12 protein-coding genes are annotated in these 10,787 nt (G+C 69.1%); 10 read left to right on the forward strand and 2 right to left on the reverse strand.

Annotated features, from left to right (window positions below; all coding sequences use genetic code 11):
- Positions 1 to 754: class I tRNA ligase family protein (locus VGF12_RS25300; protein ID WP_331178818.1), on the forward strand; the 754-nt coding region annotated here is incomplete at its 5' end.
- A gap of 6 nt (positions 755 to 760) precedes the next feature.
- On the opposite strand, the gene VGF12_RS25305 is transcribed toward VGF12_RS25300, so the two are convergent.
- Positions 761 to 1,267: a DUF1269 domain-containing protein gene (locus tag VGF12_RS25305; RefSeq protein WP_331178829.1), complete on the reverse strand. Its 507-nt coding sequence runs from the start codon at positions 1,265 to 1,267 to the stop codon at positions 761 to 763.
- 112 nt (positions 1,268 to 1,379) lie between these two features.
- Here VGF12_RS25305 and lspA point away from each other — a divergent pair, with 112 nt between their 5' ends.
- The 4 genes from lspA to VGF12_RS25325 all read left to right on the forward strand — a co-directional run bounded on the left by lspA (position 1,380) and on the right by VGF12_RS25325 (position 4,833).
- Entirely contained in the window at positions 1,380 to 1,871 is a 492-nt protein-coding gene (gene lspA / locus VGF12_RS25310) for a signal peptidase II (protein WP_331178819.1), read from the forward strand.
- The gene (locus tag VGF12_RS25315) at positions 1,855 to 2,676 is read left to right on the forward strand and encodes a DUF2189 domain-containing protein (protein WP_331178820.1); all 822 of its coding nucleotides are present in this window, start codon (positions 1,855 to 1,857) and stop codon (positions 2,674 to 2,676) included. Before lspA ends, VGF12_RS25315 begins: the two co-directional genes overlap by 17 nt.
- A 55-nt stretch (positions 2,677 to 2,731) precedes the next feature.
- Positions 2,732 to 4,207 carry a hybrid sensor histidine kinase/response regulator gene (locus VGF12_RS25320; protein WP_331178821.1) on the forward strand — a complete coding sequence of 492 codons (1,476 nt, stop codon included), beginning with the start codon at positions 2,732 to 2,734 and terminating at the stop codon, positions 4,205 to 4,207.
- Between the two features lie 107 nt (positions 4,208 to 4,314).
- Positions 4,315 to 4,833, forward strand: a complete 519-nt coding sequence (locus VGF12_RS25325; protein WP_331178822.1) for an FxDxF family PEP-CTERM protein — start codon at positions 4,315 to 4,317, stop codon at positions 4,831 to 4,833.
- 223 nt (positions 4,834 to 5,056) lie between these two features.
- Here the strand turns inward: VGF12_RS25325 and VGF12_RS25330 are convergent, their stop codons facing one another.
- Positions 5,057 to 6,043: a quinone oxidoreductase gene (locus tag VGF12_RS25330; RefSeq protein WP_331178823.1), complete on the reverse strand. Its 987-nt coding sequence runs from the start codon at positions 6,041 to 6,043 to the stop codon at positions 5,057 to 5,059.
- Positions 6,044 to 6,106: 63 nt separating this feature from the next.
- Here VGF12_RS25330 and VGF12_RS25335 point away from each other — a divergent pair, with 63 nt between their 5' ends.
- The 5 genes from VGF12_RS25335 to VGF12_RS25355 form a co-directional block, all read left to right on the forward strand.
- Complete coding sequence (locus VGF12_RS25335) at positions 6,107 to 7,009, forward strand: DMT family transporter (protein WP_331178824.1); 903 nt, start codon at positions 6,107 to 6,109, stop codon at positions 7,007 to 7,009.
- Positions 7,009 to 7,599: a pseudouridine synthase gene (locus VGF12_RS25340; protein WP_331178825.1), complete on the forward strand. Its 591-nt coding sequence runs from the start codon at positions 7,009 to 7,011 to the stop codon at positions 7,597 to 7,599. The genes VGF12_RS25335 and VGF12_RS25340 overlap by 1 nt, the downstream gene beginning before the upstream one ends.
- Positions 7,600 to 8,304, forward strand: coding sequence for an SDR family NAD(P)-dependent oxidoreductase (locus VGF12_RS25345; protein ID WP_331178826.1), 705 nt, complete (start codon positions 7,600 to 7,602; stop codon positions 8,302 to 8,304). It abuts the gene before it with no gap.
- A 59-nt stretch (positions 8,305 to 8,363) separates the two neighbouring features.
- A complete protein-coding gene (locus VGF12_RS25350; RefSeq protein ID WP_331178827.1) occupies positions 8,364 to 9,263 on the forward strand; it encodes a Tim44-like domain-containing protein in 900 nt (299 codons plus the stop codon).
- Positions 9,264 to 9,345: 82 nt separating this feature from the next.
- The coding region (locus tag VGF12_RS25355; protein ID WP_331178828.1) for a S9 family peptidase at positions 9,346 to 10,787 on the forward strand (1,442 nt) is incomplete at its 3' end.

A 10,787-nucleotide genomic window follows, 5' to 3' on the forward strand; every position in this document is an offset into this window, starting at 1 on the left:
CGACCCTGCGAAGGACGCCGTGCCGGCGGACCAGTTGCTGGAGGTGGACCGTTATGCCCTGGCCCGCGCGGCCGAACTGCAGGCCGACATCCTGGCCCACTTCGAGCGCTACGAGTTCCACCCGGTCGTCGCCAAGCTGCAGGTCTACTGCTCCGAGGACCTGGGCGCGTTCTACCTGGACGTGCTGAAGGACCGCCTCTACACGACCGCGCCCAAGAGCCTGGCCCGGCGCTCGGCGCAGACGGCGCTGTGGCAGATCACGCACGCCATGCTGCGCTGGATGGCCCCCTTCCTCAGCTTCACGGCCGAGGAGGCATGGCAGGTGTTCAACAAGGGCGAGAGCATCTTCGTCGAGACCTACTGGGATTTCGGCGCCACCGACGCCGGCTTGCTGGCCAAGTGGCAGCGCATCCACGACATCCGAGACGAGGTCAACAAGGCCATCGAGGCCGTGCGCGTGACCGGTGCGGTCGGCGCCTCGCTGCAGGCCGAGCTGACGTTGCAGGTCGATGAGCAGGACGAGGCCTTGCTGCGCAGCCTGGGCGCGGACCTGCGCTTCGTCTTCATCACCTCTGCCGTGAAGCTGGTGTCCGCCGCCCAGTTCGGCGTCGTCGTCACGCCCAGCCCGCACGCCAAGTGCGAGCGCTGCTGGCACTACCGCGCCGACGTCGGGCAGATCGCCAGCCATCCGACACTGTGCGGACGTTGCGACAGCAACCTGCACGGTGCGGGCGAGGTCCGCACCGTCGCCTGAGCCGGCTCAGGGGAAGGCTGGCACGTTGGGTTCCCAGCCTTCGAAATGCGCCTCGGGATGGGTGCGCTCGAGCAAGCGCTCGATCTCGCCCACCCGGGTGCGCGGCACATCGACGATGAGCAGGTATTGCCCTTCGCCGAGCGCCCGCTCGAAGCGTTTCAGGCGCCGGCTCGGCGTCGAGCTGCCGATCATGCTTGCGGACCAAGTGCCCAGCATGGCCCCGACCGCCGCCACCCCGGTGACCAGGGCCGCCGGCGATGTCGGATCGAAGGCAAAGACCGCCGCCACCCCGCCTGCCGCGCCCAGGCCCGAGCCGATCAGCGCCCCGTACTGGGCCGCCTCGACAAGGTCGGAGGTCTGCAGCACATTGGCCGCATGCAACCCGTCCATGGGGGCGCCCTCGGAGGCCACGAAATGGATGTGATGCTCGGTGATGCGGGCGAGCAGCAGCTCGTCCATCGTCCTGCGTGCACTGCCCAGGTCGGGCAGCAGCCAGTAGATGCGCTTTCGCATGTCGTCCTCCAACGGGAAGGAAGAGTCTTGCTTCTACGCCCGTTCGCCGGCGCCCACAAGCCCAAGCCCGGCAGCAAGTTACATTGACGCCCCTCGCCTCGCGCCCCGCCCCATGCCCTCTCGTTCGTCTTCCTCCTCTGGCCTGACCGCCTGGCTGCTGATCGCCGCCGTGATCATCCTGGCCGACCAGTTCACCAAAATCCTGATCCTGGGCGCCTTCCAGCTGGGCGACGTCCACCCAGTCACCAGCTTCTTCAACCTGGTGCGCGCCCACAACTACGGCGCCGCCTTCAGCTTCCTGCATGGCGCCTCGGGATGGCAGCGCTGGTTCTTCCTGGGGCTGGGGCTGGCCGCGGCCGGCTTCATCATCTGGATGCTGCGCCGCCACGGCCACCAGAAGATCTTTGCCTGGGCGCTGACGCTGATCCTCGGTGGCGCCCTGGGCAATGTCATCGACCGTGCCATCCACGGCTACGTCGTCGATTTCATCCAGGTCCACGCTCGCGGCTGGTATTTCCCCGCTTTCAATGTGGCAGACAGTGCCATCACCATCGGCGCCATCCTGTTGATCCTGGATGAACTGCGCCGTGTCCGACGCACCTGAACCTCCCTCGCCTGCCTACACCCCCTACGTTCCAGAGCCCGCCGTCGAGCTCGGCCCGCCGCTGCGGCGCCTGCCCCTGTCGGCGCCGCTGCACTGGCTGAAGCTGGGCTGGGCCGATCTGCGGCGCGCTCCCGGCATCGCCACCTTCTTCGGCGGCTGCTTCGCGCTGATGGGTCTGACCGTGCTGATGGTGTTCCGGCACGCGCCCATCTACACCCTGGCGCTGTGCGCGGGCTTCCTGCTGCTGGGTCCGCTGCTGTGCCTGGGCCTCTACCAGGTCAGCCTGCGCCTGGAGCGCGGCGAGGCCCCCACCATCGAGGACGCCCTCGGGGCCTGGATGGCCAACGTCCGCCAGATCGCGATCTTCGGCTTCGTGCTGCTCATCCTGGAGATGCTGTGGGGCCGGGCAGCACTGGTCGTGTTCGCTGTCAGCTTCGACGGCATGCCCGACTTCGCGGGCTCGCTGCACCAGTTGCTCAATCCGGAGCACCTCGGCTTCATCGCGGCCTACCTGGCCGTCGGTGCGGTCTTCGCGGGCCTCATCTTCGCGGTCAGCGTCATCGCCATGCCACTGCTGCTGGACCGTGACACCGACGCCGTCACGGCCGGCCTGGCAAGCCTCAAGCTCTGCCTGACCCAGCCGCTGGTCATGCTGTTCTGGGGCCTGATCGTGACGACGCTGATCGTGGCGGCCATGCTGCCGTACTTCATCGGCCTCGTGGTTGTCGGACCCTGGCTGGGTCATGCCAGCTGGCATGCCTACCGCGCGGCTCTGGGACCGCCCGACGCCGGAGCAGCGCAGTAGTTCACGCGGGTCTCGATCACAAGCGGTGACAATCGCGCGCCGCTCTACGCCCTCCATGCTCCTCGACTTTGCCAGCCTGAGCCACTACGACTGGCTCGATGTTCCTCTGTGGGTCTTCGACCCCGAGCACCAGCGCAACCTCTGGGCCAATGCCGCAGCCCTGCGCTTCTGGCATGCCGACAGCGCCGAAGAGTTCCTCTCGCGCAACTTCAACGAGCATGGCGATGCCGTGCAGGAGCGCCTGGCCGTCACGGCGGCCGACCATGCCCAGGGCAAGATCGTCCGGGAGCAGTGGACCCTCTACCCCAAGGGCGAGCCGACCACCGTCATGCTGGTCTCGCGCGGCATGCGCACGCCCGACCGCCGCCAGGTCATGCTGTTCGCGGCCGACTCCCTGGGCGGCGGCGCGGACCTGTCCATGCTGCGCGGTGTCGAGGCGCTGCAGCACACCTCGGTGCGCATCGCCGTGTTCGGCCTGCTCGGCCCGGGTGCCGGCGAACTGCTGATGCGCAACCCTGCCGCTGCCCTCACCTTTGGCGACACGCCGCCCCCCGCAGGCGGCAGCGAGTTCGCCCGCCTCTTCGCCCATGCCCACGACGCCGCCAGCATCCTCAGCCGAGTGCAGCGCGGCGAGACCTGCCGCCAGGACGTCGAGCTGCAGACCCTGAACGGCCCGTGCTGGCATGCGCTGGACGCCCGCCAGATGCGGGACCCCGTCACCGGCGACACCGTCATGCTGCTGAATGCGCGCGACATCGCCGACCTCAAGGCCAGCCAGGCCGCCCTGGTCGCCGCACGCGAGGCGGCCGAGACGGCCAGCCAGGCCAAGAGCGCGTTCCTGGCCAACATGAGCCACGAGATCCGCACCCCCATGAACGGCGTGCTGGGCCTCACGGAACTGGTGCTGCAGACTGAACTCGACGAACGCCAGCGCCGCTTCATCGGCATGGCTCACCAGTCCGCCAAGGGGCTGATGACCATCATCAACGACCTGCTGGACGTGGCCAAGATCGAGGCCGGTCGCATCGTCATCGAGGAAGCGCCGTTCAGCCTGCAGGACTGCCTGGGCGAAGCGCTGCAGCCGCTGCTGCTGCAGGCCCACGACAAGCGCATCCAGTTGCGCACCCACGTGGAGCCCCGCGTGCCGTCCTGGCTGGTGGGCGATGCGCTGCGGCTGCGCCAGGTGCTCATCAACCTGGTCGGCAACGCGCTGAAATTCACCGAGCATGGCGACGTGCGCATCGAGATCGCGCTGGCCGAGGCGCGGGACGGTGACCCGCCGGCGCGGTTGCGCCTGCACGGCTGCGTCACGGACACCGGCATCGGCATGACGCGCGACCAGATCAGCCAGATCTTCGACCCCTTCACGCAAGCCGACGGCAGCATCACGCGCCGCTACGGCGGCACGGGCCTGGGCCTGACCATCGTGCAGCGCCTGGTGGCACTGATGGGTGGCAGCGTGGCGGTCACCAGCGAACCCGGCGTCGGCTCCGCGTTCAATTTCGAGATCGCGCTGCGCCGGATCCTTTGAGCCTTGCCAGTTTCAGGTCGCGCCTGGCGACTGACTTGCCACTTTCGTGCATTTGTCACCTTAGGGATGACATACTTGGCAACAACTCCACACAACCGAGTTCACCCATGTTGCTCAAGTCTGCCCTGATCTCCGCTGGCCTGCTGCTTGCCAGCACGCTCGCCTCTGCCGCCACGCCCATCACGCTGGTCAGCAATGGCCCCAACCAGTGGTCCGGCAGCTTCTCGGCCGCCAGCACGGGCGACAACAGCTTCACGCTGGATCTCAGCAGCCTGGTGGGCTGGACGTCCATCAACCTGAACGCCGTCATCACCGCCAACTTCGCGGGCGGCAGCGGATTCGACGTCACCGGTGTCACCTTTGACGGCAACCCCTTCACGGCCGACGTCAACCTGAGCCTGCCCGGTGGCATCGGCGTCGATGCCTGGACCTACACGGCCAGCAGCTTGACGCCCACCCTGCACACACTGGTCGTCAGCGGCAACCTGATCGGCGGTAGCGTCGGCTTCACCGGCTCGCTCAACATCCAGGCCCAGCCGGTGCCGGAACCGGAAAGCTACGCGCTGATGCTGCTGGGTCTCGCCGCCGTCGGCGCCGTCGCGCGCCGCCGCAACCGCAGCCACTGAACGGCACCGCCCCTTCCGTCGCGGCAAGGCCGGCCATTGCGCCGGCCTTTGTCGTTCTCGGGGGTGCTGCCGCGCCGTGGACTCAAGAAACTCCGCAGACCCAGCGTTGGCGCGGGTTTCAGCGCTGCGACCGGTTCGAATGAGCTGATTGACCACCCGCTTGCGGTCGAAATCAGACAGGGGATCAGCCTCGCCCAACTGCTCGGCTCGCTCCTCCCCGTCCTCAGGGCAATAACACGGCGCTGCCGACCAGGTGACGGGCCTCCAGGTCTCGGTGCGCCTCCGCCACGTCGGCCAGCGCGTAGCGCTTGTCGATGCGGATGTTGACCTGACCGCTGGCCACCATGGCGAACAACTCGTCGCCCATGGCCTGCGTGGCCTCCTGCGTCGCGATATGGGTGAAGAGCGTGGGCCGAGTCACGTAGACCGAACCCTTGGCCGCCAGCGTACTCACGCTGAACGGCGGCACCGGCCCCGAGGCTGCGCCGAAGCTGGCCAGCAGCCCGAACGGCGCCAGGCTGTTCAGCGATCCTTCCCAGGTGTCGGCGCCGACCGAGTCGTAGACCACCTTGACACCGCGCCCGCTGGTGATGTCGCGCACCCTCGCCGCGAAGTCCTCGCTGCGGTAGTTGATCGCATGGGCCGCGCCGTTCTCCAGCACGAGCTGGCACTTCTGCGCGCTGCCCGCAGTGCCGATGAGCTGCAGCCCCAGCGAGCGGGCCCATTGGCAGGCGATCAGGCCGACGCCGCCCGCCGCTGCGTGGAAAAGGACGAAGTCGCCGGCCTGCAGCCCCCCCTGGGGCAGCGTCTTGCGCAGCAGGTACTGCACCGTCAGGCCCTTGAGCATCATGGCGGCGCCGGTTTCGAAGTCGATCGCGTCCGGCAGCTTGAGCACGCACTTCGCGGGCATCACACGGGCGGTTGCATAGGCGCCGGGCGGTTGACTGGCGTAGGCCGCCCGGTCGCCCGCCTTCAGGTGGGTCACGCCCTCGCCCACCGCCTCCACGACGCCTGCGCCCTCCATGCCCAGCCGCGCCGGCAGCGGCAGCGGGTAGGCGCCGTTGCGGTGGTAGACGTCGATGTAGTTGAGCCCGCAGGCCTGGTGGCGGATGCGGATCTCACCCGGCCCGGGTGCGCCGACTTCCACGTCCACCAGCTTCAGTTGTTCCGGCCCGCCCGGGGCGTCAATCACCACGGCCTTTTCGTTCATCACGGCGCTCCTTGTTGCGTTGTCAGCTATCGTGCCAGCCCTTTGCCCCGCGCGCGCCGCCCGATGACGCTGACCCCACGCCTCGCTCTGCTGTTGACGCTGCCGCCATTGCTGTGGGCCGGCAATGCAGTCGTGGGCCGGCTGGTGCGCAACGATATCCCGCCGATGGCGCTCAACGGGCTGCGCTGGCTGCTCGCTTTCGCCCTGCTCGCACCCCTGGCGCGCCGGCTTCTGGCCCACCCCGGCGAGGCGCTGCGGCGCTGGCGTGGCCTGGCCTGGCTGGGCCTGCTCGGCATGGGCTGCTACAACGCGCTGCAGTATCTGGCCCTACACACCTCGTCGCCACTGAACGTCACGCTGATCACGGCCAGCATGCCGGTCTGGATGCTGGGCGTGGGTGCTGTCTTCTATGGCGTCAGGCCGCGGCGCCGTCAACTGGCCGGCGCAGCACTGTCCCTGGCCGGCGTGGCGGTCGTCATCGCCAGAGGGGACCCGGCAGCGCTGCTGGCCGTGCATTTCGTGCCCGGCGACCTGCTGATGCTGGTTGCCATCTTCACCTGGGCCGTCTACTCGTGGATGCTGGCCCGGCCGGCACCGGGGCTCAGACCGGGCGAGCGCCCGGATTGGAACTGGGCCGAGGCGTTGATGGCCCAGCTGATGTTCGGCGTCGTCTTCTCGGGCCTGGCGGCCGGGGCGGAACAGGTCATCGCGCCGGGCCCCATCCACTGGAGCCCCACCCTCATCGCGGTGCTGGCGTACGTCGCCATCGGCCCCTCGCTGATCGCCTACCGCTGCTGGGGCCTGGGCGTGGCAGAGGCCGGGCCGGCCCTGGCCGGCTTCTTCGTCAACCTGACGCCCGTGTTCGCCGCCGTCATCTCGGCGGCCCTGCTGGGCCTGGCACCGGCCTGGTACCACGGCCTGGCCTTCGCGCTGATCGCCGCGGGCATCCTGGTCTCGTCACGCTGATGCAGGTGCTGCACGCCGACGACCGGCTGGTCGTCATCACCAAGCCCGCGGGCCTGCTCAGTGTGCCGGGGCGCACCGAACCCGACTGCGCCAGCGCCCGCGTGCAGGGCCTGTATCCCGATGCGCTGATCGTGCATCGCCTGGACCAGGCCACCTCCGGCCTGTTGCTGTTCGCCCGCGGCATGGCGGCCCAGCGCGAGCTCAGCGCCGACTTCGCCGAGCGTCGCGTCGGCAAGGTCTACATCGCCGTCGTCGCCGGCCATCTCGAGGGCAAGGGCCTCATCGATCTGCCGCTGGCGCCGGACTGGCCCAACCGGCCGCTCCAGCAGGTCGACCACGACCGCGGCAAGCCCTCGCAGACCCGCTGGCGCGTCCTCGGCCACGAGGAGGGGCACACCCGCGTCGCGCTGGAGCCGCTGACCGGGCGCAGCCACCAGCTGCGCGTGCACATGGCCGCGCTGGGTCATGCCATCCTTGGGGATGCGCTCTATGCCACGGCCGACATCGCCGCGGCCCGCCCGCGGCTGCTGCTGCATGCCAGCGAGCTGCAGGTCGCCGGCCACCACTTCACCTGTCCCCCGGAGTTCTGAATGCACCTCTTTATCGTCACCGGCAGCTCCCGCGGCCTGGGCGCCGCGCTGGCCCACCAGCTCGCGCAGCCCGATCACACGGTTATCGGCATCGCCCGCAAGCTCAACCCGACGCTGGAGGCCGAGCAATGGGGCGTCGACCTCGCCGACCCGCTGCCCGCCGCCGAGCGCCTGCAAGCCTGGCTGCGCGCCCACACGGGCTGGCAGAGTGCCACGCTGATCAACAACGCCGCGCTGCTCAGTGCGCCCGGCCCGCTGGCGACCAGCGACCTGGGCGAGCTGTCCGCAGCGCTGCGCGTCGGCCTGGAGGCGCCTGCACTGCTGAGCCGCGTCTTCCTTGCCGAGACGGCCGGCGTCCCCCAACGCCGCATCCTCAACATTTCCTCCGGTCTGGGCCGGCGCGCGATGGCGGGCAGCGCGTCCTACTGTGCCGTGAAGGCCGGACTGGACCACCTGAGCCGGGCGCTGGCCCTGGAAGAGCCCGGCGTCGGCATCGTGTCGCTGGCGCCCGGCGTCATCGACACCGACATGCAGGTGCAACTGCGTGGCGCCGATCCCGAGCGCTTCCCCGAGCAGGCCCGCTTCCAGGGCCTGAAGGAAGGCGGCCAGCTGCAGACAGCAGACGCCACGGCGGCAGCCATTGTTCGGTTTCTGTTGCGGGCAGACTTCGGAAAAACCATAGTCGCTGACATCCGGGAAGCTTGAAAATCATGTGGTGAGCCACTATCTCTGGCTCGTTCCTCTCACTTTTCCGGAGACTCCGCTTGAACCGCATCATTGCCGCGAGCCTGGCCGCCCTGCTGGCCTTCGCCCTGCCCGCCCACGACGCCGAGGCCAAGCGCCTGGGCAGTGGCGGCATCAAGCGCAGCACGCCAGCTCAGACCACACCCCACACGCCGCCGGCCCAGCAGCCTGCAGCACCGCAACAGGCGGCCCCCGCCAAGCCCGCAGTGCCGCAGCAGGCGGGTGCCGCAGCCGCCGCGCCCAAGCGCTCCTGGCTTGGCCCGGTCGCCGGCCTGGCCGCCGGCCTGGGCCTGGCCGCGCTGGCCAGCCACCTCGGCTTCGGCGCCGAGCTGGCCAACATCATGACCATGGTGCTGCTGGGTCTGGTGGCGCTGTTCGTCATCCGCTTCCTGATGCGCCGCTTTGCCGCATCGAAGTCGCCGCAACTGGCTGGCTCCAACGGCATGAACTTCGATGCCGGACAGCAGCCCGCCCAACCGGCTTGGCAGCCGCAGGCCACGGCCTCGGCAGCCCCCGTGGCAGCGGCTGCAGCGACCGGCGCTGCGGCCGCCTCGGTGCCTGCCGATTTCGACGCCGCCGGCTTCGAGAAGATCGCCAAGCAGGTGTTCATCCGCCTGCAGGCTGCCAATGACGCGGGCGACCAGGCCGACCTGCGCCGCTTCACGACGCCGCAGATGTACGCCAGCATCCAGCAGGAGCTGCTGGAGCGCGGCAGCGCGACCCAGCGCACCGAAGTGCTGCAGCTCGACGCCAGCGTCGTGGACGTCGCGACCGAGGATGGCCAGCAGGTCGTCTCCGTGCGCTTCTGGGGCCTGGTGCGCGAAGCCAGCGATCAGGCTGCCGGCGATTTCGACGAGATCTGGCACCTGGTCAAGTCCGGCGAGGGCTGGCTGATCGCCGGCATCCAGCAGACGCACTGAAGGAAGTCACAGCGGGTTAGACCCGAGTTCAACCCGGTCGAGAATGGGCGCTTTGAGCGCCCATTTCCTTTTTGAGGCCCCTATGAATCGTCTCCGTTCCTCGCTCTGCGTGCTGGGCACCGCCCTGCTGGCCGCCTGTGCATCGCCGACCGCGCCGACCGCCGTCGTCGTGCCCAATGCCAACCTGCTCGTCCAGGGCATCCCCGCCGTGCCCCAGAGCCTGGCCGATGCCATCGGCCGCTACAACGACTTCCGCGGCCACACCTTCGCCGACTGGCATCCGACGCAGCGCGAGATGCTGGTCAGCCACCGCAAGGCCGGGGCCAACACGGCCCAGATCTTCCGCGTGACGACGCCGTTGACCGCCGGCGAACAACTGACCGACGGCGTTGACCCGGTCACCCGTGCCAGCTACGAGCCGCGCAACGGCCAGTACATCGTCTTCGAGCGCGCCACCGGCGGCAACGAGGTGGGCCAGATCTACCGCCTGGCGCTGAACCAGGCTGGCGCCCAGCCCGTGCTGCTCACCAGCCCGGACGAGCGCCACGCCATCAACACCTGGCTGCGCAAGAGCGGACAGCTGATCTATTCGTCCGTTCCCATCGACCGGACCGCCCAGGGCGGCACTCGCAGCAAGATCACGACCACGCTGTGGCTGATGGATCCCGCCAAGCCGGAAGGTCGTCGCAAGCTGGCCGAGCTGGACGGTGGTGGCTGGGCCGCGGGCCGCCCCTCCCCCGACGAGCGCCTGGTGTCGCTGACACGCTACCTGTCAGCGAACGAATCGCAGATCTGGATGCTGGACCTCGCCAGCGGCATGGCCAAGCAGGTCGCGCCGGCCGTCGGCAGCCAGGCCCCCAAGGCCACCTATTCGCCGGCCGGCTGGGCCAATGACGGCCGTGGGCTGTGGATCGCCAGCGACCGCGCGGGCGAGTTCCGCGAGCTGATGAAGCTTGACCTGGGCAGCGGCCGCATCGATCGCATCAGCAGCCACATCCCCTGGGATGTCAGCGGCGTCACGCTGACCGAGGACGGCACCAAGCTGGCTGCGCAGTTCAACGTCGACGGCCGCGACGAGCTGCACTTCTTTGACACGGCAACGGCCAAGGAACTGCCCGCTCCGGCAGCTCTGCCCAACGGCAACGTGGGGGCCGCCTCCTATCACCGCGGCCGCGGCGAGCTGGCCCTCTCGATCAGCAACGCGCAAGGTCCCAGCCAGATCTATTCGCTGGATGCGGACGGCAAGGTCCAGCAGTGGACGCGCGCCGCCGCCGCGCCGGGCATGGACACCTCGGGCTTCAGTGAGCAGAAGATCGTGCGCTGGAAGAGCTTCGACGGCACGACGATCTCCGGCCTGCTGACCTCGCCGCCCAGCAAGTTCGGGGGCAAGCGCCCTGTGCTGATCTCCATCCACGGTGGCCCCGAGTCCCAGGCCAGCGTCGGCTTCCTCGGCCGCAACGCCTACTTCGTGCAAGAGCTGGGCATGGCGCTGATCCAGCCCAACGTGCGCGGCTCCAGCGGCTA

Source organism: Roseateles sp., from assembly GCF_036404855.1.
In the GTDB taxonomy this organism is placed as follows: Bacteria; Pseudomonadota; Gammaproteobacteria; order Burkholderiales; family Burkholderiaceae_C; genus Pelomonas.

Coding starts and splice junctions, on each gene's coding strand:
- VGF12_RS25330 (WP_331178823.1), bottom strand. CDS start 6,043: ATGAACGAAAAGGCCGTGGTGATTGACGCCCCGGGCGGGCCGGAACAA.
- VGF12_RS25335 (WP_331178824.1), top strand. CDS start 6,107: ATGACGCTGACCCCACGCCTCGCTCTGCTGTTGACGCTGCCGCCATTG.
- lspA (WP_331178819.1), top strand. CDS start 1,380: ATGCCCTCTCGTTCGTCTTCCTCCTCTGGCCTGACCGCCTGGCTGCTG.
- VGF12_RS25340 (WP_331178825.1), top strand. CDS start 7,009: ATGCAGGTGCTGCACGCCGACGACCGGCTGGTCGTCATCACCAAGCCC.
- VGF12_RS25320 (WP_331178821.1), top strand. CDS start 2,732: ATGCTCCTCGACTTTGCCAGCCTGAGCCACTACGACTGGCTCGATGTT.
- VGF12_RS25345 (WP_331178826.1), top strand. CDS start 7,600: ATGCACCTCTTTATCGTCACCGGCAGCTCCCGCGGCCTGGGCGCCGCG.
- VGF12_RS25305 (WP_331178829.1), bottom strand. CDS start 1,267: ATGCGAAAGCGCATCTACTGGCTGCTGCCCGACCTGGGCAGTGCACGC.
- VGF12_RS25325 (WP_331178822.1), top strand. CDS start 4,315: ATGTTGCTCAAGTCTGCCCTGATCTCCGCTGGCCTGCTGCTTGCCAGC.